Source organism: Photobacterium marinum (genome assembly GCF_000331515.1).
In the GTDB taxonomy this organism is placed as follows: Bacteria; Pseudomonadota; Gammaproteobacteria; order Enterobacterales; family Vibrionaceae; genus Photobacterium; species Photobacterium marinum.
Genome location: NZ_AMZO01000028.1, coordinates 25,970 through 48,439, shown reverse-complemented (window position 1 = coordinate 48,439; position 22,470 = coordinate 25,970). Strand labels below are relative to the sequence as shown.

Annotated in this window: 23 protein-coding genes and 1 other RNA gene; 9 read left to right on the top strand and 15 right to left on the bottom strand. The window is 44.5% G+C overall.

Going from position 1 to position 22,470, the window contains the following annotated elements:
* Together C942_RS17800 and C942_RS17795 are read left to right on the top strand one after the other, a co-directional pair.
* On the top strand, positions 1-479 hold a 479-nt coding region (locus C942_RS17800), incomplete at its 5' end, for an ATP-binding cassette domain-containing protein (RefSeq protein ID WP_036800952.1).
* Positions 480-685: 206 nt separating this feature from the next.
* The gene (locus tag C942_RS17795) at positions 686-2,089 is read left to right on the top strand and encodes a methyl-accepting chemotaxis protein (RefSeq protein WP_007468300.1); all 1,404 of its coding nucleotides are present in this window, start codon (positions 686-688) and stop codon (positions 2,087-2,089) included.
* 492 nt (positions 2,090-2,581) lie between these two features.
* Here the strand turns inward: C942_RS17795 and C942_RS17790 are convergent, their stop codons facing one another.
* The 7 genes from C942_RS17790 to exaC form a co-directional block, all read right to left on the bottom strand.
* Positions 2,582-3,403, bottom strand: a complete 822-nt coding sequence (locus tag C942_RS17790; protein WP_157372661.1) for a hypothetical protein — start codon at positions 3,401-3,403, stop codon at positions 2,582-2,584.
* A 214-nt stretch (positions 3,404-3,617) separates the two neighbouring features.
* Complete coding sequence (locus C942_RS17785) at positions 3,618-4,109, bottom strand: hypothetical protein (protein WP_007468296.1); 492 nt, start codon at positions 4,107-4,109, stop codon at positions 3,618-3,620.
* Positions 4,110-4,442: 333 nt separating this feature from the next.
* Complete coding sequence (locus C942_RS17780) at positions 4,443-5,477, bottom strand: hypothetical protein (RefSeq protein WP_157372660.1); 1,035 nt, start codon at positions 5,475-5,477, stop codon at positions 4,443-4,445.
* Positions 5,478-5,535: 58 nt separating this feature from the next.
* Positions 5,536-6,942, bottom strand: coding sequence for a hypothetical protein (locus C942_RS17775; RefSeq protein WP_007468292.1), 1,407 nt, complete (start codon positions 6,940-6,942; stop codon positions 5,536-5,538).
* 273 nt (positions 6,943-7,215) lie between these two features.
* Entirely contained in the window at positions 7,216-7,716 is a 501-nt protein-coding gene (gene tpx, locus C942_RS17770) for a thiol peroxidase (RefSeq protein ID WP_007468290.1), read from the bottom strand.
* 55 nt (positions 7,717-7,771) lie between these two features.
* Entirely contained in the window at positions 7,772-8,023 is a 252-nt protein-coding gene (locus C942_RS17765; protein ID WP_007468289.1) for a hypothetical protein, read from the bottom strand.
* 63 nt (positions 8,024-8,086) lie between these two features.
* The gene (gene exaC / locus C942_RS17760) at positions 8,087-9,595 is read right to left on the bottom strand and encodes an acetaldehyde dehydrogenase ExaC (RefSeq protein ID WP_007468287.1); all 1,509 of its coding nucleotides are present in this window, start codon (positions 9,593-9,595) and stop codon (positions 8,087-8,089) included.
* A 538-nt stretch (positions 9,596-10,133) separates the two neighbouring features.
* Here exaC and C942_RS24465 point away from each other — a divergent pair.
* Both C942_RS24465 and C942_RS17750 read left to right on the top strand, forming a co-directional pair.
* Positions 10,134-10,940 (top strand): winged helix-turn-helix domain-containing protein, encoded by an 807-nt coding sequence (locus C942_RS24465; RefSeq protein ID WP_007468285.1) that lies wholly within the window; start codon positions 10,134-10,136, stop codon positions 10,938-10,940.
* The gene (locus C942_RS17750) at positions 10,924-11,409 is read left to right on the top strand and encodes a hypothetical protein (RefSeq protein ID WP_036800946.1); all 486 of its coding nucleotides are present in this window, start codon (positions 10,924-10,926) and stop codon (positions 11,407-11,409) included. Before C942_RS24465 ends, C942_RS17750 begins: the two co-directional genes overlap by 17 nt.
* 58 nt (positions 11,410-11,467) lie before the next feature.
* Here C942_RS17750 and C942_RS17745 read toward each other — a convergent pair whose 3' ends face one another.
* The 5 genes from C942_RS17745 to C942_RS24460 all read right to left on the bottom strand — a co-directional run bounded on the left by C942_RS17745 (position 11,468) and on the right by C942_RS24460 (position 15,235).
* On the bottom strand, positions 11,468-12,676 hold the full coding sequence (locus C942_RS17745; protein WP_007468281.1) for an OmpP1/FadL family transporter: 1,209 nt from the start codon (positions 12,674-12,676) through the stop codon (positions 11,468-11,470).
* A gap of 86 nt (positions 12,677-12,762) precedes the next feature.
* Entirely contained in the window at positions 12,763-13,491 is a 729-nt protein-coding gene (locus C942_RS17740; RefSeq protein ID WP_036800941.1) for a DUF3179 domain-containing (seleno)protein, read from the bottom strand.
* 12 nt (positions 13,492-13,503) lie between these two features.
* Complete coding sequence (locus tag C942_RS17735) at positions 13,504-13,926, bottom strand: hypothetical protein (RefSeq protein ID WP_036800940.1); 423 nt, start codon at positions 13,924-13,926, stop codon at positions 13,504-13,506.
* Positions 13,927-14,133: 207 nt separating this feature from the next.
* Positions 14,134-14,610 carry a hypothetical protein gene (locus C942_RS17730; protein ID WP_007468277.1) on the bottom strand — a complete coding sequence of 159 codons (477 nt, stop codon included), beginning with the start codon at positions 14,608-14,610 and terminating at the stop codon, positions 14,134-14,136.
* A complete protein-coding gene (locus C942_RS24460; RefSeq protein ID WP_007468275.1) occupies positions 14,603-15,235 on the bottom strand; it encodes a winged helix-turn-helix domain-containing protein in 633 nt (210 codons plus the stop codon). Before C942_RS24460 ends, C942_RS17730 begins: the two co-directional genes overlap by 8 nt.
* Positions 15,236-15,608: 373 nt before the next feature.
* On the opposite strand from C942_RS24460, the gene C942_RS17720 reads away from it, so the two are divergent.
* From C942_RS17720 to C942_RS17715, 3 genes are read left to right on the top strand one after another with little or no spacing between them, the layout of a single operon-like run.
* Positions 15,609-17,885: an alpha/beta fold hydrolase gene (locus tag C942_RS17720; RefSeq protein WP_007468273.1), complete on the top strand. Its 2,277-nt coding sequence runs from the start codon at positions 15,609-15,611 to the stop codon at positions 17,883-17,885.
* Positions 17,882-18,109: an outer membrane protein transport protein gene (locus C942_RS25775; protein WP_408633480.1), complete on the top strand. Its 228-nt coding sequence runs from the start codon at positions 17,882-17,884 to the stop codon at positions 18,107-18,109. The genes C942_RS17720 and C942_RS25775 overlap by 4 nt, the downstream gene beginning before the upstream one ends.
* Complete coding sequence (locus C942_RS17715; protein WP_408633481.1) at positions 18,100-19,080, top strand: OmpP1/FadL family transporter; 981 nt, start codon at positions 18,100-18,102, stop codon at positions 19,078-19,080. The genes C942_RS25775 and C942_RS17715 overlap by 10 nt, the downstream gene beginning before the upstream one ends.
* A 431-nt stretch (positions 19,081-19,511) precedes the next feature.
* Here C942_RS17715 and ffs read toward each other — a convergent pair.
* Positions 19,512-19,608: signal recognition particle sRNA small type (ffs, locus tag C942_RS24795), an RNA gene on the bottom strand.
* Between the two features lie 157 nt (positions 19,609-19,765).
* Positions 19,766-20,500, bottom strand: coding sequence for a VP0952 family biofilm-associated protein (locus C942_RS17710; protein WP_007468271.1), 735 nt, complete (start codon positions 20,498-20,500; stop codon positions 19,766-19,768).
* A 152-nt stretch (positions 20,501-20,652) separates the two neighbouring features.
* On the opposite strand from C942_RS17710, the gene C942_RS17705 reads away from it, so the two are divergent.
* The gene (locus C942_RS17705) at positions 20,653-20,967 is read left to right on the top strand and encodes an MGMT family protein (RefSeq protein WP_007468268.1); all 315 of its coding nucleotides are present in this window, start codon (positions 20,653-20,655) and stop codon (positions 20,965-20,967) included.
* A 55-nt stretch (positions 20,968-21,022) separates the two neighbouring features.
* Here the strand turns inward: C942_RS17705 and C942_RS17700 are convergent, their stop codons facing one another.
* Positions 21,023-21,445: a YbaY family lipoprotein gene (locus tag C942_RS17700; protein WP_007468266.1), complete on the bottom strand. Its 423-nt coding sequence runs from the start codon at positions 21,443-21,445 to the stop codon at positions 21,023-21,025.
* Between the two features lie 121 nt (positions 21,446-21,566).
* Here C942_RS17700 and tesB point away from each other — a divergent pair, with 121 nt between their 5' ends.
* The gene (gene tesB / locus C942_RS17695; protein WP_007468264.1) at positions 21,567-22,424 is read left to right on the top strand and encodes an acyl-CoA thioesterase II; all 858 of its coding nucleotides are present in this window, start codon (positions 21,567-21,569) and stop codon (positions 22,422-22,424) included.
* Positions 22,425-22,470 lie beyond the last annotated feature (46 nt).

Below are 22,470 nucleotides of genomic sequence, written 5' to 3'. Positions count from 1 at the left end.
TGCAGGAAAGTATCCTGTTTTCTGGCAGCGTGGCGGATAACATCCGCCTTTGCAAACCACAAGCCTCGGATGATGAAGTTCGTCATGCCGCCGAACTGGCTGGCGCACTGGAATTTATTGAAGGGCTTGCCCACGGCTTCAACCATCCGGTCGGGGAAAAAGGTGCCGCCCTGTCCGGCGGACAGCGTCAGCGCATTGCCCTGGCCCGTGCACTGCTGGTAAACCCGAGGATTTTGCTGCTTGATGAAGCCACCTCAGCACTCGATTACAGTTCAGAGGCGGCGATTATGGCCAACATGGATGAAATCTGCCGCGAGCGAACCGTCATAAGTATCGCCCATCGCCTCAATACAATTCGTCACGCTGATAAAATTATTGTCCTTGATAAAGGTCAGGTCAGCGAAAGTGGTAGCCATGAAGAGCTGCTGGAAAAAGACGGACTGTACGCCAAGCTCTGGCACCAACAGGTTGGTGAGTAAATTGATAATCCAATAAGACCAGCAGGTTGGAATAAATATCCGCTGCTGGCTCCTTTTATTCAGGTTTATGTCGCTTACTTCAGATTTATAACAATCTCTCCAATTGTGATACAGCTCAACTCTTTCAACGTTTTTTGACTTCTTTTTCATTCATAATATCGACCAACTTAACAAGTTGCGCAGCTTGCCAGCAGTAGGAAATACTAATGAAAGAAATTGCATTCCGTTGGATAGATAAGTATCTGATTAATGTGACACTTAAAGAGAACTTTTTAATTCTGTTTTTTGCCCCTATCCTTGCCATTATCATCGTCAGCACAACCTTGATTGATGCCGCTCAAACCCAACAAAACCTGTTACTGCAAAAAGAAGTAGAAACTGTTGCGGCTCTCATCGAACAATCGGATCTCGAGCAGAATCAAATCCAACAAATCCTTGCCGGTAGCAGCCTTCAACTCGGCACTAATGGTGAACACTCGGCACAAGTCGCTAACGCAGGATACAGCCTGACAACCAAAGAACAACCTCACCTGTTGTCCGGACTGACGTTCAGCCATCTGGCGTTTGTCGGAGCCGCGTGCATTTTAATTATTCTCAGCCTGTACTACATCATGACCTTTATGGGCGGAGCTCTGTATAACATCTATGATGCCGTTACCCGACTTGCTGATGGCGACCTGACCTACCGCATCGGTCATGCCCCTGCCCGCAACGACTTCAACCTAATAGCCAGAACCGTCGATCGCGTTTCCGAACGCGAACACAAACTGGTAAAAGCAACCCAGGAAGCCATTGCGTTAATCCAACAAATCAGCTCCGAGCTTCGCCAGCGCAGCAATGAAAATGAGCACCTCACCCTACAACAACAAGAGCGTATTGATTCTCTTGCCAGCGCCACAGAACAAATGGCGAGTTCTGTACGTGAAGTTGCCAGCCATGCACAGGACACTTCAAGCCAAACGAACGATGCTACCCAGGTAACAGCACAAGGCCTGGCTCAGGTTACGAAAACACTCTCGGCCATTAACCAACTGGGCAGCGAAATTAATTCCGCCGCTGAAGCGGTATCGGAGCTCGATAGCAATGCAGCCCAGATTGATGATGTGGTCACCACCATCAACGCCATCTCAGAACAAACGAACCTGCTTGCCCTAAACGCTGCAATTGAAGCTGCCCGGGCCGGTGAACAGGGACGCGGTTTTGCTGTTGTTGCCGATGAAGTTCGTACCCTGGCGGGCCGGACTCAAAACGCCACTGTCGAAATCCAAAAAATGATTGAAGCGCTGCAAACCAACAGCCAAGGCTTAATGAGCGTTATGCGCCAGACAGTAAGCAATGCTGAAGAAAGTGAGCAATTGATGGATTCCGTCAGTAAGGATATTGGTGATATTTCAGAGAAGAACCAATACATTGCCGGTCGTAGTATTGAGATTGCCGCAGCCGCAGAGGAGCAAGGTGCGGTAGCTGATAATATTGCCTCAGACGTTGAACAGGTTCGGGTACAGTCACGCAAAGTGGCTGACATGGTGACCCAATCCAACAACGAGATCCAACACCTCAACCAGCAAGCCGATGTACTGGAAAGCCTGATGACAGATCTGAAGGTTTAAACCCCACCTATACCTATGATTAAAAATACTTGCCGGGTACAGCCTCTTGTACTCGGCAAGCGTTATCATCTACCTACTGAAAACTATCCGCCTCTCAGTCAAAGTGGCAAAAACATCCATCAGTACAAACCGGAAGCAATAATTTAGAGAATGAACACCCTAATTTCGGGCATAAAACCCCATATAGCAGGGAACGATTTCCAATAATGTGACATCAAACCGCATCTTCAACATATTTGGATCACGTAATCATTCATAATGCGAACTTACTCAACAGGCAAGATACCTGCCCGCTCTGACTGGCCAACAATAACAACGAGGCCAATTGCATCCCCCTGATTGCGATGTTCTGAGAGGTTTGAGTAATGACAACCTACTACCTTCTAATGTAACTCTTGCCGGGTTCTGCCTTTTCACCCGGTAAGAGTTCTCTTTTTTACTGAGTTATCTGCCTGCAAGCCATTCACAACGCTCTTAATTCACCACAAATCACTAATTCAAAGGATATTCGAGGTAGACCCGAACAAAAGTATCCTTATCCCAGGGCAATATTGGCAACTTCTGAGGATCATTGTATGGGTCGAGATTATATTCAGTATGAACAATATTGATAACCAAAAGGCTACCAGTTATCTGTTCTGCAACATCATATTTCAACGTCAAATAGTACTGATTCTCAAGCCAATCATCTCCGTCATGCCACTGCTGAGCTGAAAGGTTCACTCCAGCTTTTTCGCTAAGAGCAACGGCAGCATACAGCTGTAGTGATAACGCTGATGTGCTGTTTCTTAAGTCTCCGCGGCTGTAACCTCGCAACGTGGGCACATCATCATCAATCTCCAGCGCGTAATATCCGGCTGAAGCTTTTGTTCCGACCTTATAACGCTGCGCATTAAAGCTGAAATCAAAGCCTGGCATGAGCTTTTGCTGCTGCTCAACAGAGCTGACCGTATTCCGCTTGTCAAACGCCTCAGCGAACCATGAGATTGAAGTCGTTTCTGTTAGCCGAACCAACTCCCCTTCAGCCACAAAATCAGACTGGAACCAAATAGGAATATGGTCCGGATCCAACTCATCAATATCGAAATCAAAATAGGTATTAAAACGCCCGAACAGTGAAATATCAGACTCTGTTGTATCGGCAAAACTAATACCGATGCCAGACCCCAAAGTGTGAGAGTTCGCCTGGTCAACGATGAAATCGTTCACGCCAACCATCATCCGCCATTGTGCCGCTTGTGCGGATGAAGGCAAAAAGAGAGAAGATAGAATAATAAAGAGATGCGGTAATACATTGAGATGACAGCGATTCATATACTCACCGATTTATCTGTTTTTACAAACAAAACTAGGCAAGCTCTGTCACTTATGCAAAATGTATCACTTATTTTAGATAAGTCGGTTAAAGAAAAAGCTGCGTGATAAATCAACGCAGCTTCTTAGTAGATTGCTTCACTGGCAGAGTCTGATCAAACGAGGTGAGCAAACTGTGTCACCCTGCCAGTCAAAAAACGCAAGCTATCAGCGATTAAATACCCGCACGCTTCAACAGGCCGGTCATCAGAGCCGAGCTTGCTTTCACCTGCTTGGATTTGTTCTTAAACTCACGAGCCAAATTTGCATCATTAATTGCATTAGCAATGAAAATCATTGACTGGTACATATCGCGAGCAGTTTTAATACGGGATGTATCATTCAGCGGGCTAATGATCTTCACAACATCAGAACCCTTCTGGTTGTTCTGGATGGCATACTCCTGAACTGAATCCAGCAGCTTATCCAGATCCACAATAAACTCAGAATTCTCTACACCCAGCTTCTTAATCTCTTTCTGGTTTCTTCTTCTTACCTGATTGATGATAAATGTCGGCGTATTAATTTTCTTATACGCGAAGAAACCTGCCAGAACCAGTAAAGCAACACCACCTGCTACATAACCCCAAATTGAACCTGAAGATTCAGCAACCGGCTGAATCACTTCGGTTGCGGTTGTTGTAACAGATACTGGCACATCAGACATATTTGTAACCTTTAACTTAATCTAATAACGGAACGTCGAAAACATTATGCTTTTAACTACCAGAGGACTATGCGCTTTATCAATGTCTGAGTCAAATTGAGTGACGGACTTCAAAAGATTACTCATCCGGCACTTCCCAGCCAAACAAAAAAGCAGCAATTGCCTGAAATAAAAACGGTATCAACCAGTAGTATTTCCAGTCTCTGTGGATGTGATATGAAAGGGAATGATCTCAAACATGAACTATGAGATTGAATTGCAATAACTTTAAGAAAAGTTGAAAAATGAGAAGCCAATCGAAACAATGATGCACTCAATCAGCTTTCACAAGTCTTATGGCATCTTAGGCGAAAAAGGAGTGAGCTCAGTGATCCAACCAATCACCTGGATAAAATGACTAGGTGCAGAAATAACCACATTCCCTAATGAAACATGGTCACCTTGGGCAATAGCACCATCAATAGCTTTTTGATCTTCATGGCTCCAATCAGCATCGACATCAACGTCTGTCGCTAAAATCACACTCGTTGGCAACAAAGGAATCGTTCCATCATTAGCATCCAAACGCCCTGAGGAACAAAATCCTGCTTGCTGACCCGCTAAATACCAGCCATTCGTATCAAAAAGTAATTCGTTATACCAGGGACGCAAAAGGTTTACTTGCATAAACTTAAGGCTGACCTTTTTGACCTTGGAAGCGGCAGCTATTGATTTAGTCGTCACCGCCTTACAGTTACTACAGATAGATAATTCTTTATTACTCATCGATTGTCCAATCGTTGCAAAAGGACTATCACTATTCCCCACTTTATCTAAGTCAAAATCCAGACTTTTATATCTACCATTTGATATATCGTACCAATCACTTGGGCTGGCATAAACAGGAGCCCAGCTCCCTAGCGTGTTATCCATATTGGCATATTTCAACATCGCCAGCTTCTTTTGAGTTTCAGCTATCACTGAAGACGTAAACGGGAAATCATTACTGATCGAGGCCCCTTTTACAATCATCTCAAATGTTGATTCAGTCGAGCGTAAACTTGGGCTGTAATAATGGCTGAACTCAGGAATCGGGTCGATAAGCTGGCGAAAATTCCATAACGCCTCCAAGCTCCCGTCAGGGTTAGACGTTGAAAGTGGATTCTTGAACTTTTCAGGATTTAGTGTAATGGGAAAAGTATTTAACTGGAGTATTGGTTTAGTTAAGAGAGCGCTTACGGCATTACTCCGAATCAAAGACTTTGGTTTAACTAAAGCCTCTCCACCAATATCTACTGCAAAGTTATTCGCGGTCAAACCGCCTGATGCTACAGGTTTTGCCTTATGCTCCAACTCCTGAGATAACGCCTCAAACAGATTCATAGCCACCTCTTATCCTTGTTTTAGACAAAAAATAGCCGGGGTTTCCCCCGGCTTTTTTGCCTAATTAACTTGTAGCGGATTCTACTGCTTTTGTTGTTTCTGATAATGGAGCAGACATTGGGGTAACTTCACTCACCCAGGCCACAATCTGCATTCCAGGAACTTTAATGGTACTTCCATCAAAGGTGGACTTAAATGAATCATGAGAACTGCTGTGTGAGTAGCTTCCGCCAATACGGAAAGGTCCCCAACCAACACTCGCCGAACCACTAGTTGCGCTTTCGATATGCTTCTTATCTTCTGAACTAAAGTTAGCAGTGATCTCAACGTCACTCATCACAACAAATGCAACCGGCATCAAAGGTAACATGCTATTACTGTTATCTTTCAATGAACCATTTGAAATTTTTCCTGCTGGCTGCTCGTTAAGCCACCAACCTTCAGTTCTGAACAGCAATGAGTTCATCCATGGCCGCATAACACGAACTAAACTCAGTTTAGCTTTGATTGCCAGTTCATCAGCGTCCATATGGAAGCTTGTCTCACCACTGGAGTGATTGAAAGAACCACCAACAGACCAGAGACCAGCACTCCACGAAGCGCCTCCACCGTAACTGGTAAACTTAGAATCTGACTCCGTATTCAAAGTTGAACTCTTGAGTGTGAACTCAGTGGCACCGCTGCTACCTGTTACCCAATCACCAGGTAATGCATAAGAGAGTAACCATTTCTCTCCCCCCGGGCCGGCAGCCATCCAATGAGCGTCAGAAACGGCCTCTTGAGAACTTGCAATAACCGAAGAGGTGATATCATTAATGGTTGATACCATTGCATTCTGCGCCTGCTCGACATTTTGCTTACCGGCTTGCACCCAACGATTCCATGCTTTATCAACGTTCAACTGAAGCCCTGGAGCGACAGCCTGCCAAGCTCGCTGATCTTCAGGCTTAGTTAAGTCATAACCGTTTTGCGCAGTACGATAACCAACTACGGCTGTCACATAAGCCGACTGATTATCTTCATAAGTCTGAGCTATTGGACTCGGTGCCATTGTAACTGTCGGAGGCCCCTGGAAGTTAGGGATCGAATGTTCAGTATTTAGGAAGTTGTACGCCGCTTCATAGGTTTCTTTCTGGGCCGGATTAACCTTAGCCTTTGTATTCGCGTTATCTACGATTTGCTTGTAAGTTTGAGAGAGCGTATTTGTGGTCGGTGCATAATCAGCCTGAACTGCTGGAATAGTATCGACCATGGCAGAGAACATATTAGCCGCATTCAGATCCCCATTAGGATTAACAGGGCTGACCTGATTGATAAAGTCTTTAGGATTAATGGCTTCATTTTTAGACAACTGAATCAAAGTCGTTTTAGGGTCAAAACTGCCGGACTTCCCATCAGGTGCGTAGGTTATCGCTTGAAAGATCCTATCGTATAATGATTGCAGTAACTTCTGTTCTTGTTCAGGTTTCATGTTTTTTTCCCTTTTATCGTAATTACCTAACAATAAGTACAATTACAATGAACAGCATGTTTAACCAAAAAGGCGGCCTCACTTAGTGCAAACATCCATCACATAAGGAATTATCTTGTTAAAGATTCCTTGCCAACCAAAATGTTCACATCATTGAAAATGCACACTTTCAAAATAGATTAAGCAACTAGTTGCACAAATTAAACAAAAGAGAAATGTGATCTTAGGCTAAAAAAAACAGTAGAAGCTTGATCCACTCTGTTATTACGATCCTCACCGTAAAGCCAGATATGCTGAATAGTAATCCGGCTGCCGGGCCAGTTCCCTGATCAGCTCACTATGAATCACCTGCCCCTGCTCATCAAGGCAGATCACAGCTCTGGCGGTAAATCCAGCTAGTTCAGAGCCCGTCAGCTGAACACCAAAGTCTGATGAAAAGCTGGCAGACCGAAAACAGGAAGCCACAGTGATATAGTCCAGCCCTTCCCTTTCGCAAAAGCGCTGCAGGGCAAAAGGTGTATCGACTGAAACACAAAGAATTTCCGTATTATCCAGCTTTCGGGCCATCCGGTTAAACTCACGGACAGTATCGGCGCACACGGCCACATCCACTGAAAGGAAAATACATAGCAGGCACTTTTTCCCTCTGATATCTGTATCAGTAAGCACATCAAGATTATGCTTCACCAAGCTGAATTCCTTTACCGATTCCCCGGCACAAGGGAATGTCCCCGTTACCTGAACCGGCTTTATTAAGTAATCTGACAGGTTCATATCGAATTCCAAAATGAAAACTCACCAACTAACACGTTTTCTTTTTCATTCTTCTTCAGGCAACAACCAGTTCTCCGCCACAGATCCTAAAGTTAATGACGGAGCTGTTTACCAGCTTCATGCAGTAACCCACAACTTCATCATGAAACTGTCCGTTACAGTCAAAACATTCTGTGTGCGGTTCAAAACTCATAACCCGATGAGCCTGTATACCGTCGTCAAACATCAGGTGAACTGAACTGTCCTCAGCCTTTGCCAACAATACCGGGAGCAATGTTTTTACAGCATCAAAATTAAATACGATCATAACAACCTCAAAAAACAGGGCTGGCAAAGCCAACCCTGTACGCACAAAAAGCACTAATAGTGATTAGAAGAAGCCCAGAGGGTTTTCGCTGTAGCTTACTAGCAGATTCTTCGTGTTCTGGTAGTGATCCAGCATCATCTTGTGTGTTTCACGACCGATGCCAGATTTCTTATAACCACCGAACGCAGCGTGTGCAGGGTACGCATGGTAGCAGTTCACCCATACACGGCCAGCTTCGATAGCACGGCCCATGCGGTACACTTTGTTTGTATCACGGGTCCACACGCCCGCACCCAGGCCGTACTCAGTGTCATTAGCGATTTCCAGCGCTTCCGCTTCATCCTTGAAGGTTGTTACTGCGATAACCGGACCGAAGATCTCTTCCTGGAAGATGCGCATCTTGTTGTGGCCTTTCAGGATTGTCGGCTTGATGAAGTAACCTTCACCTTCGTTCAGAGCTTCACCACCAGCCAGTACTTCAGCACCTTCAGCTTTACCGATTTCAATGTAGCTCAGGATCTTGTCGAACTGCTCTTTAGATACCTGTGAACCTACCTGAGTATTCACATCCAGCGGGTTACCCTGTTTAACTGTTTTCAGGCGCTCAAGAATGCGTTCCATGAACTTGTCGTAAACAGATTCCTGGATCAGCAGACGAGAAGGACAGGTACACACTTCACCCTGGTTGAAGAAAGCAAGCAGAACCGCTTCCACACACTTATCCAGGTAGCTGTCTTCAAAATCAAAGATATCTTCAAAGAAGATGTTCGGCGACTTACCACCCAGCTCAACGGTCGACGGGATTAGGTTGTCTGCAGCACATTTCAGGATGTGGTTACCCACTTCAGTTGAACCAGTGAAAGCTAGCTTAGCAATACGCTTGCTGGTTGCCAGTGCATTACCCGCTTCTTTACCGTAACCGTTAACAACGTTCACAACACCAGCTGGCAGCAGATCATTAATCACTTCCATCAGCAACAGAATTGATGTCGGAGTCTGCTCAGCAGGCTTCAACACTACACAACAACCGGCAGCCAGCGCAGGAGCCAGCTTCCATGCCGCCATCAGCAGTGGGAAGTTCCATGGAATAATCTGACCTACAACGCCAACCGGTTCCGGGAAGTGGTAAGAAGCCGTTGTCGCGTCAAGCTCAGCCGCGGTACCTTCCTGAGCTCGAATACAACCGGCAAAGTAACGGAAGTGATCAACAGTTAGCGGTAAATCTGCCGCCAGTGTTTCACGAACCGGCTTACCATTTTCCCAGCTTTCAGCAATTGCCAGGTATTCACTGTGTTCTTCAATACGATCTGCAATTTTCAGCAGCAAATTAGAACGCTCAGCTACGCTAGTTTTTGCCCATGCATCTTTTGCTGCATGTGCTGCATCCAGAGCAAGTTCAATATCAGCTTCGCCAGAACGAGCTACTTCACAAATTAGCTGGCCGTTAACCGGTGAATGGTTTTCAAAATATTGACCGTTAACAGGAGCAACCCACTGACCATTAATATAGTTGTTATATTTTGCTTTATATTGAACTGTTGATTGCTCTGTACCTGGAATTGGGTATCCCATGTTAAACCTCTTCAAAATTAAATTTATAGCACTCGAGTTGAATTTATTAGCGAGATTAAAATCAAAGGCTGTCGAGACCATCCAAATTTAAAAGTCTTCAAAGAAATAAAGACTTGCCAAAATAAGCACTCACCCAACAAACGAGAAGCATAATGAGCCAGTAAAACACATGGCTTAAAAAACAATTCAAAATTAACGAGGAAAACAGATTAACTCTAATGAAGAGTTTTTAAATAAAATAGGCTTTTAAAACATAACATTAAGATGGAGTAATTACTCAGTAATGAGTTTTGCAATGCTCTTTTTTTACCCACCCTCAATTAATAAGAAACGTTTTGAATATAGAAAGATGAACTGCTCAGACCTTTTGATTATGAGCAATAAGGCATATTAAGAGCTACTTTGCGTTAGCACGTTAACTAACAATGTTTAAATTGATATACGTACAATGTTTTACATGACACTTTTATGCTTCATGTGTATAATTGTTGCGCTTTGTGAATAACCAAAAATAAAACACCCATACGCGGAATAATGAATGTGGTTGCTCAACCCTAATAATAGAACACAGCTTTACGATACTCTTAGTGGCAAATATAAAAGGCTAAAGACGGCTGATTGCTTGCTTCTACAATTACTTGTAGTAAATGAAGGAAAAACATTATCGAAAGAAAACATTGTTAATCATGTATGGCAAGGACGCGTTGTATCTGAATCCAGCTTAACTCAAGCCGTTGCCCAACTGAGGTTGACACTTGGTGACAGCGGAAAACAACAGCGAGTCATTAAAACTATCCCTCGCCAGGGCTACATGCTGGTTCCAGGCATTGTCGAACTTGATAAAACCAACATAGAAGCTGAACCTGAACAGTCAAAACTGATCTCTGTTATTGAAAAAGAAAAATCAGAACAGTCAGAAAAAAAAAGCAATAAAAGCTTTAACTTAGACACATTATTCAGTCGTTACCTGAGCCGGTATAAAGAAAATCTATTCCATCTGTTTATGTCATTACTGTTAGTGGTAGCTACACTCATATACCTATGGAGCTTCAACTATTACAAACAGCGTAACATTGAAAAAGAAAACTGGCAGTTAATACAAACAGAACAAACTCAGATTCATATCGATCAGGACCCTGGTAGCATTATCTTATACGAAGCGTTAGCTGGAAATATTAACCAACAGATTAAACACCTGTTTATCTCAAAAAATCCGGAGCGGTTTTATCTTTCCTGTATCTACTTATCTGATCGCCTGAAAGAAGAGCGCGTACTAAACATGACTTTCACCGTCGATCTGCCATTTTCTGAAATCAGAGATAGTCTTAATGAAGCGTGCAATTAAGCTTTTTATAATCAGTTATATCACTATTGCTTTCATTTTATTATGTACTATTCGTCACTTTAACAACCACTACTCTGAAGCGATTTTAGGTGACAACGTTAACCACACGATTTATAGCAAAAAATATGTCTATCACCCAAATGGGATTGACCGCTATAAATACATGTCGACCATGTCAGAAATGTTTCTCGGGCTCTATGATGTAGAATCATCACTTTCTGGCACTTCATTTAGCGGAGTATCCCATAAAACCTCATCACTACTATTTTTGAACAAAGATATCTTTTCGATGAAGAGCAAACAGCAGGATCACTTGGGACTGGATGATAATGAGCATGACTTCAGCGAAGCTCATGCTTCAAACCATATTCATGAAGAATTTTACCAAATCGTCTATAACCAGGGCGATATACTATGCAGCTCCAGCATAACAACTGACTCAGTCCAGTGTTTTAAATTCATTAATTAAGTAAAACAGTTTTGTAATCCGAATGGTCTGAGCAGAGATATCACGCTATTTGAAATAATTAATTCCAGTGGTAACTCAGCTCCAGACCAAGAGCATAGTGATCAACATACTCACCCGCAATCCGCCCTCGCACAGGATCGTCTCCGGTATCAATCGGCGCATTTCCGGTATCAAATATATTGAGATTTACATCCACGATATCCCCGCTCTGCCACTCATACTGAATACCTGCACCCAAACCATATATTCGATCGAGAGCAAAGGAAAAGCTGCGATTTTCGTCTTTGATTGCTGACTGTGCATAAAGCGCTCCGACTCTGCCAGTCATTCCTGCTGATAACGGAAAGGAGAGCCCAGCCGAAAGAGCCCAGAAATCCTCATATAAATCATCCGGAGCCTGGATTTCGTTATCAACGATACTAATTTCTGTCACACCAAACTCAGAAAAGTTCATCCAGATGCTGTCAAAGGTCAGCTCCCAGTCATTATCCAGTCTGTGATAAATACCGAACTGAAAATGAGCCGGAATTTTACTTGCGATCTCAAGATCACTAATAGCAACTTCAAGCCGCTCGATAGCCTCGGAAGATGCTCCCAACCCGCTGATTTTGACATCCGGCTCACTGTCGGCTTCAGATTCAGTGTGATAGTTCAACCCTATCCGTGTTGTCGGCGATAATTCAATAAGAGAGCTCAACACCACGGCAACACTCAGCCCGTCCGACTCAACTTCCAGCTTACCATCAGAAAAATCAGGATCACTATTGGCAATGGCTGTGGTGATGTCAGAAGTGGTGTAGTTGATATTCAGTCCGCCGCCCAGAGACAACCATTCATTGACCCTGTAAGCAACGCCCGGACTGGTACTGATCAGAATAAGAGAAGACTCTGTACTATAGTAACGACCAGCCCAGCTTCCCCCGCTGCTTGAGCCGAATCCGGTAGGAATATTCAGGGAAATACCGGCACGCCAGTCATCATTAACGACATGAACATAATACAAAGAAGGAACAAGAATTGGGTCTCCAGAATCTGGCGCACCACCTGATATGGTGGTCACACTCTCATCAATATCAAACTCCCCCATGTATTTGATCAGAATACCTGAAAGTGTGAATGCATTCGCATCAAGGCGGGTCATACCGGCTGGCGTGTGATACACAGTTTCAGCGCTGTCAGCCACTGCATATAAGCGACTGAAAGCCGGAGCCGCGGCATTGACCTCTACACAAAGGAGCAACAACATTGATAAGAAAAGTGTTCTCATAATGAACCTTAACTTTCACGTGGATATTGGCTAAACGATAAGTCCATAAAATACCAGCGATTAACAGAGATCACCGAAGCTTGTCACTATCCGTCATATACCTGCGTATCCGGATACCAGTGTGACCATACCATCCAGAACACGCCATTGTGCATTGGCAACTGAACCAATTGGCCGTTTTCAGTCTCTCCTCTGAAGTCGACCGACTCAAAATCAACCAGCTGACCATCAATAGACCCATCAAACAGATTTACAATGTCATGATCCTCATCGTAAACCATCACCAGGGACTGCCCCTCCAAGCTAAACCTGAATAAAGGATTTTTCTTGGCAAAAGAACGAGTAAAAGCTACCTGAACATTTCCGGCATCAAAGCCCCACACCTGCTCTTTGGGAAGCAAGCGATTGTCAGTCATCGCAAGGGTTGGAAATATCGGACCATGCTCATTGCTAAATTGCTTCTCCATCGGGCCTTCAAACAAAGCGAGCAATAACGAGTCAACGACACGATTAAACTCATAAATAAATATCTTGGCATCAGGATAGAGTTCCTTAAAGCTTCGCCATGTTGTCATCGTATTGGGATGGGACACAATTTCACTGTCAGAAAACTCTGTTTGGCGAGTGATCTGCTGGATCAACTCACCGGACTGACGATCAACCATTACCAGGTTATTATGCGTCTGGATAAGAATTCCAAGATCAGATTTACCAAAACCAATATCCTGCTCAATAACAACAGGTAAATTACTGAGCGCACAAAATGTCATGACGACATCTTTGCCACCGATGTTGTCACCAGCAATATGCGGCACTTCCAGATGCTTTCAAGGGAACCCCCGTACTTCTCCATTTATTTCAACAGCATAAACAACTTCGTTATCATCTAAAATGCCGTCAGCTTCTTCAATGGATACATAATTTGCACCGTATTGATAAGACGGGAAAAAAGCGGTTAAGAGGAAATTAGCAGCAATAATACAGACAACCACACCAACAGTAGCCAGGCTCATCCAAAACCTTGTCCATATTTTTAGGCTAAGGTGTAAATACCAGAGATAGATAAGCAAAGCCACATTCAGGCCAATAAACAGCCATCGGTAGTGATAATAAGCCACCACCCAACTACGAGGTAAGTTCAGGCTTTGCCCCGGCTCAGTCATCAACACAGCGGCGAAGATTGAATATACTGCGGTAACAACAGCCACCACCACAAACAGCATCTTTTGATTTTTCGTTGCTTCAATCATTGAGCGATACCTTTTACTGGAAAGCTAATGAACTAATAACCAACAAAAACAGGCATTTATTTAAAAAACCAAACAACAGGGATACAGAGAAACCATCAAAGTGTTTAAGCGTAGCATGCATTTCAAGTTTTAAATGTGCGAAACTCAGATCAACAATGACAATACGCAAGCAGGAGGTAAGACACTGATTCTATCGCCCCACTACTTTTACTTAGCAGAGTGATTGATTAAATGCAGTTCATCATGAGCCAGATACAAAGCAGAACGATCAAGAAACAAAATCACACCATCTTTTAGCGCCAGCATCTCCATATCCTTCCCGGCAAAAGTCTCTCCATTGGTAAAAAAATGATCAAATAAAGTCACATTTTCCTCAGGCATAATTCGATCATGCTTTTCACTGTACAGAGACAACTTACCATCGCTGAACTCATAATACCCGGAGATTGAGACTCCAAGCTGGCGCTGAGGATAAGCGACGTACATATAAAAGTCGTTGCCCTCTCGCAACTCGACTCCCAAATTCAGATCCATCAGGAACCCTTTATCTTTTGCCACAGGCATATAGACAGAAGTATTGCTGTAGAGCTGTTCAGAAAACGACTGAGGGAGCGCAATATGGGCGAGAGCTCCAATGGCAGTACCAACAAAAATGGCAATACATGCTTTAACCAACTTATTCACAGACAACCTCCTTCACAGATGCAGGGTAACTAAAAGACTGGCCATCTTCAGTAATTAAGATCCGTCCATCATCAAGCTGATAAACCGTGGCATTTAAAAACTCTCTTTTCTCTTTGCCGTCAGGGGAGGTAAAGGTGCACTGGCTGTAAGCTCCCACAAAATACTCACTCGCATCTTGTACTGGCTGATAGCGCAGAGTGAAAAAGCTGATTATTGCAAAGGCTATGACAATCGCCATATATGGTAACCATTGACTAATAAAACCATATTTATATTCAGGTGTTATTTCATTATTGATTTTAATGCTGTCAACCTGAGCAACAAAACGATAACCGACACCTCTTTCGGTACGTATAACCTCCCCTTTTTTATCTTCAAACGCTTTTCTGCATATCGAGACGGAATTCATTAAACTGCTGTCTTCAACCACCATCCCTTTCGATGTCCATATTTCATCCAGCAGTTTCTGACGAGAAAGAGTTACTCCAGGGTGTTCCAGAAAATATCGTAGCAATGCAATTTCATTACTTCCCAATACAGTTCTTAAACCGGTCAATTGACTTTGAACAACTTGCTCATCGAAATTAACCATATAACTATTATTTATGAGAATTTGCTCACTCATAGATATTACCACCGCCAGTCATCATTATTATTAAGCCATTCTTATATGCGTGTCACTTTATACTATTCCCCTAACCCCAGCTATCTTCGATAGCGAATGAATCCTCCCCTTGTTAACACCTTCTCATTATTTTCCAGTAAACGTTGAGTAAAATCACACGCCTTATCACTTCATTTATGGCGCCGGCTGAACGAATCATCCTCATCATCAAGAACCTAAAAATACATAAATCAAGCTAACTGAGCATGAATTAGGTTGAATTATTTAAGCAACTTATTGAACACCCTTATAACAGCAAGCGGCTAAAAGCCAATAACAGCGTCTGGCAATAAAACTACTAACAGCCTCAATATGATAAGGAGCTTGCTACAACATGAAGACAAAACGAAATCCGAATACATTCCCCCTCAAATATATTGCGTATTCCATGGCTGCATTACTGTTATCAGGCTGTCAATCTGATGAAGAAACAGCAGAAAAAGTGGCTGTCGAAGTCCCTTTTTCTGTTAAAGAACTGCCCATGCCTAACGACGGTTACGGCTATGATGAAGATGGAACAATTTCCCTTCCTGATGAACCTGCATTTTTCTCAACAAAAAGCGGTGATATCTCCTATTACCAAAATTTCGAAACCAGTTTTGCTGGTATCGACGGATGGGGCCTGTGCGTAGAACCTCTTGAAATCCCCTTAAAGAGTATTAATTCAGGACAAAAATACCCTCTTGATGATGCATCATTAACAAATAATGTTGTCATCATTAAATCTGATACATCAGAAGTCGTCGCAACCAAAAAAAGTAACGATGGTTCCAATATCTATATTGAATGCCACAGTGCTTTAGAAAGCGCAGAAACTTACCATATTATTGTAACCTCCGGTGTAAAGACACAATTTGGAGAACCACTGCAATCATCTTCTGAATTTAAAGAATTACTGACTGCTACTCCATCCTCTCTTAATGAAGATGAAATTCGGGTTAAAAGCTCAATTGATAACGCTTTAAATGCTTATTCCAATATAGGCGGCGATACAAATTCAGTGGTCTATGCCTCAACATTTACCACCCAAGATAGCTACGCCATTATGGATGCCATTGTTGAAAATAACGAAGAGGCAAAATTAAAGTTTGATAACTCATCTCATTATCCTGTTACGGCATTAAGATCTGAAGGTGATGGTGATTTTCAATCTGGTATCGGTGATGTTTTTATAAAATACGAATTATATAAGGGAACACTCGAGTCTAATTATTACTTACCATTCAGCAAAGGTGATTCAGAAAATTGTCTTCTGGATAAATATGATCCCGTATCTAATTGCCCGGATATGTATCGCTGGATGACCAACGAAGACGGTTCTCACCTGACACCCGAGAATGCTTCACCGCAATTCACTACCGAGAATATTCCTGTTGACCTGTATTTGCCGGAAGGAGAATACGAAGGCCAGAGTTTTGAAAAATTCCAAAACGGTGAGTTGCCAGTCGTAATGTTCATTCACGGGATCACCGCCGATAAAAGTGCTGCCGCACTGATGATGAAAGACTTTGTCAAAAACCAATGGTTAAAGCGTGAATTTGCCGTTGTGGCAATCGATATGCCTTACCACGGTGAACGCATTATTCACGATAAAACCGGTAAGCCAATCAGCGCCAAAGAAGACAAATCCTATTTCATTAATATTACGTCCCCACTGACATTAAGAGGAAACCTGCATCAGGCCATCAGTGACTTTATCAGCCTGCGCTATGCACTGAATAATTTCATCGGCGGAACACCAGAAGTTCACCTGGTCGGACACTCTTTAGGTGGCATTGTCTCAGTAATGTTCTCCGAGATGACCCAAAACACACAAAAGTTGGCACTAACCACAGCAAACTACGTTGTCCCGGGGCAAGGTCTGGTCAACATCACTCTGGAGTCACTGACTCTCGGCATTGAAATGGAAACCGCGGTGAAGAGTTCACCAGATATCCAGCGAGCGATTGCTGAAACCGTTATCCCGAATCAATGCTATGAAGGTGTCTCAAATCAGGATTGTATTCTGGCATTACAAACATTTGTCGAAGATCCCGATAACAAAACCTCGGTTGAAATGCTTGAAAATGAAATTTATCAGGCCATATTGCCGCTGCTGAAAAAAGGTGTTCAGCGCACGATAGACAGCGCCGATCCGGCCAGCAAAACCTCTCGTCAGGTGAAAAATGCCCAACCGACATTGCTGATTGAAGCCAAAGGTAACTGTGGTGAGATTTGCGAGGTTGGTGAATATATGCCGGATGTCGTCGTTCCTAACTCGGCTGAAAATAACCTGCAAACCGGAACTGAACCACTGATTCGTGCGTTGCAACTGGAAGACATCCGCGAAGATACCGTTGCCAGTGAAAAACCTCTGCGAGGCGTCATTCGGGCAACTGTCGGCGGCCACGGTACTTACCTGTTCCCTTATGAAGGCCCGATGGATGAATCCGGCATGCCATCGACGGAAAACCTCGGGGATGTGTACAGCTCAACCAACACCCAACAAGAAGCAGTTCATCAAATGATTGAAAGCCAGGGAATATCAATCACCTTCGATGAGGATGACATGCAAAACATTGAATCTGAAGTTGTTACTGAAAAAGTTGTTACTGAGGAGGCAGTACAATGAAAAAGTTCACCTTATCTATTGTTGCTATAGCCTGCTTCAGCTCATTCCAGGTTCAGTCCGCAGGCTTTCAGCTAAACTCACAATCAGCAACGGGGTTAGGCCGGGCTTTCTCCGGTGATGCCATCATCGCCGATAATGCAGCCGTAATCGCTAAAAATGCTGCAGCAATGAGTCTGCTCGACAGCCCGACAGCCCGACAGTCTCTGTCGGTGTCATCGGCATAGACAGTCAGGTAGAGTTAACCGACACTCTCTATACGTCGTCATCATCCACAACACAGCCGCTGGACGATACAGAGCTCGACAACCTGACCATTGTCCCGAATTTTCATTACGTGCATCCGATTGAAAATTCCCGTTGGACACTCGGAGCAACAATCCATTCCAACTTCGGTACAGATGTCGAGTTTGAGCAGGATTTTGCTGCCCCTGAGTTCGGCGGAAAAACGAGCCTGACCAGTGTCAATTTCGGTGCATCTGCCGCTTATCAAGCCACTGACGCCTTATCGCTCGGGCTGGGTATCGACATCATTTACGGCAAGGGGGAAATCTCAAGACCCAACCTGCTGAATATCGATGCTGACGGTACAGCTGTCGGATTTAATGTCGGCATGGCTTATGTCATTAATGAGGATAACCGGTTAGGCCTGTCCTACCGCTATGCCCCGTCACTGGAAGCATCCGGAACGGTTGATCAGTTAACTGGCCAGGCGACAGATTTGGACGTTCCGTTACCGGATATGATTGAGTTTTCAGGCTATCACAAACTCCATAACCGTTTTGCTGTCCACTATAGCCTGCAATACATCACCTGGTCTGAATTCGATGCGCTCACGTCACCGTCTTTCGATGATCCGATCAAGGAATACCAATGGAAAGATGCCGGACACCTGTCTTTGGGAGTGACTTATTACGCCCAGGAAAACACAGAGCTAAGAGCCGGATACATGTATGACCTGTCACCTGTCGATGAGATCAACTCGCTCTCGATCCCCGACTCAGACCGACACTGGTTTACCGTAGGAGCAACTCACTACTTCACCAAAGATCTCAGTGTTGATTTTGCATTAGGCTATTTATTTGGGGAGGAGACAAAAATAGACGAGTCGATGACAATTATCGGCACCAGCAACATCACCGCGTTAACCAATAACAGCGCATGGCTGGGTGGCCTGCAGGTAAACTATCGCTTCTGACAGGCCAGACGAAATTTGTTTATCCTGCACTACCTGTTTGTTTGAAACTAACAACAACACTTACCGACCCGGCGCAAACACCTTAGTGCCGGGTCATTAACTTCAGACTACCCACCAACAGCTCAAATCATCTTCCCTATTTCTGATGGTACTAGCGATTAGCGCGGCCATAACAACGCCTCGTTACTCTACCTAATAATGCCAACCAGAAGTCAGTTACATTAGAAAAAGCTAATTGATGTAATAAAGTCTAAATTAAGGAAGTGGTATAAACTTAACGGAAATAACAAGTATCATGTGGAGATGACTTATAGATTTGTTGTCATGCCAACCTCGTGTAATACACACAAAGTGGATAACTTAGACAAAGCAAAAAGAGAGAAGCTTGGAAAGAGTATGATTTGATTTGGCAAACGCCAGATGGGTGGAAGCCCCACCAGCCACATCCCGGCACACACGTCGCTCGCTGCGGCTGCTCCCTTCCGGGCCTGACCGGGTTCACAAGTTAGTGTTGCGGGAGGACCAATGGGGCCTCCATAGATTCGTTGTCTCATTTCGAGAACGAGGCTGATTATCCGCTAATGGCAGAAACTTTGCAAGGGCTCAATCAGCAATTGCTACCAAGTGCTGCTTTATTGCTCAAGGCAGCAGAATAACGCGTTGAATTCACACTAAGAATCCAAAATCACACCTCTTCTTCGGCCTCTTCCAGCAAGAACTCCCCGAGCAGTGCGCCACCCAAAACCAACAGCCAGGCAACCAGCACTGGGCTCGGCACTTCAAAGTATGGCGTTAGCACCAAAGTAGCGAAACCGACCGCAGGCAGTATCCAAGCCATTCGCGGAACCCACTCGCGCATTTTGCTCTTCATCATTTCCTGCATAGCCGCAATCAAACCGGTTACACATAAGGCAACCAAGGCAGCATGTTCCAGCCCCCCAACCCAAAGCGGGACAACAAGAAACAGCGGCCACCAGGTATTCCCCTCGACAGGACGCCAGCTACGCCCGACATACCAAATCAGGGTAACGGCCAATATCTGGATAATGGTTGACGAAGCATGACCCGGCAACTTGCCTTCCCCTTGCAGAGCCATCAGGCCGACGTCCATCGCCAGCACAACGGAAATAAGCAAAGCAGCAAGCTGCCAGCCACTCTTGGGAGAAAAGCTGACGGCAAAAACGGGCAGCATCATAAAAATACTGATAGACAGGGCCAATGGTTGATCCGGCAGCACAATTCCGTAAGCACCGAGGCCAAGCAGCAACAACCAGGCACGGATACCGCCTTGTGGCAACAACCACAAGGCCGGAATAGCTAATGCCAGTGCGGGAAGCTCTCCCTGACTATGTCCCAGAGCACTGACACCGACAACGGTCAACACAATACTGACCACAACAAGTAACGCGGCATACAACATGGCAGCACCTCCTTGCGTTATCCGACAGCGCAAAGGTAAAGCTGAAAAAGTGGCTTCTGTCGGTATGTTTGTGATACTAAACTAAATTGTTATCTGACCCCCGTTGATTGACTCAGATTAATGTTCAGTTTGGTATTAGTACTGGTATAAATATGGACGATTTTGCGAACCAAATCTACACCCTTGTTCACCAAATTCCGTACGGAAAAGTGGCAACTTACGGCGATATTGCTAAATTTGCTGGCTATCCGGGCTATGCCAGGCAAGTTGGTCGGCTGATGGCAACCCTGCCAGAAGGCAGTAAACTACCGTGGCACCGGGTAATTAACGCAAAAGGAATGATTTCGCTGACAGGCGACAACTTACAGCGTCAGCGCAAAAAATTACTGGAAGAAGGGATTACGGTTACGGAAGCAGGAAAGATAAAACTGTCAAATTACCGCTGGGACGGTAGCTGGTATAATTAGCCTCCCCTGCGCAGACTAAATCCTCAGCACAGGGATCCTGACTATGAAGAAGTTTTTAATTCACTTTTATCAGCACCAAATCTAGCTTGGTGGTTTTCGCAGAGTCAGTAATCACCGGATTCACAGTATCTGTGATAAACATCAGCTTATTATTGACTTCAATACGGGCACTGACAGCATAGGTATGACCCGGCTTAATTTCACTTTTAATGAAATTCAGTTTGTAGTCAAACGGCACCTGATTGCCATCAGCCATAAAGGATTGACGGCTAATCACTTCAGCCGGCGCATCCATCAGAGAGACATCCGATAATGTAACGGTAACGCGAGCATCATGCGGCAAAGCAATACGCTCTCGATAAGTTAAAGATCCTTCCACTTGTGCCAGATCGGCATCCTGGTTGTCGATCAAATTTGTACATGCAGAAACAACCAGTACCACAGCCAAAGCTGCGATAAGTGCAAACATCTTTCTCATCTATCTCCCCTTACTACCTGAACACAAGCTGACAAGACCTTGATTTCCTGTGAGCTACACTTGCTTTGTAGCAAGCGGTCCATAAAAATCGCCTAATATTAACACAGAAAACGGAGCTCCGATGAGCAAAGAACTGAATGAACTTCTCACTCTTTTACAATTAGAACAATTAGAGCAAGGTTTATTTCGGGGACAAAGTGAACACCTCGGCCTGCCGCAAGTTTACGGAGGACAGGTGATCGGCCAGTCTCTTTCTGCTGCCAAGGAGACAGTTGAGGAAGATCGTCAGGTTCACTCCTTCCACAGCTATTTCCTCCGCGCCGGTGATCCGCAAAAACCGATTATCTACGATGTCGAAAACCTGCGCGATGGACGAAGCTTCAGCACCCGCCGGGTTAAAGCGATTCAGAACGGACGCCCGATTTTCTACCTGACCGCTTCTTATCAGGTTGAGGAAGAAGGTTTTAGTCATCAGTCTTCAATGCCGAACGTACCACAACCGGAAAATCTCAAATCAGAACAAGCGTTGATCGAGTCCATTGCTGAGCATCTGCCAAAACCTGTGGTTGCTGCGTTTGGCCGGGAGCGCCCTATCGAGGTTCGTCCGGTTACAGTGGTGAACCCTCTCAACCCAAAACCAGCGGAAGCAAAACAGTACCTGTGGATCAAAGCTAACGGCGAAATGCCGGATGATCCGCGAATCCATCAATATGTTCTGGCTTACGCTGCCGACTGGGGATTTTTGGTCACGGCCCTGCAACCACACGGGGTTACTTTAATGACGCCGAAACTGAAAGTGGCAACGATCGACCACTCTATGTGGTATCACCGCCCGTTCCGTATGGATGAATGGCTGCTGTATGCCATCGACAGTCCGTCAGCCAGCGGTGCGCGAGGACTGGTTCGCGGGGAGATCTACAATCAGAAAGGTGAACTGGTTGCTTCAGCTGTCCAGGAAGGCCTGATGCGCCAGTCATGATATAAAGACTTACCTGATATAAAGAGTAATAAAACGAAAACAGAGG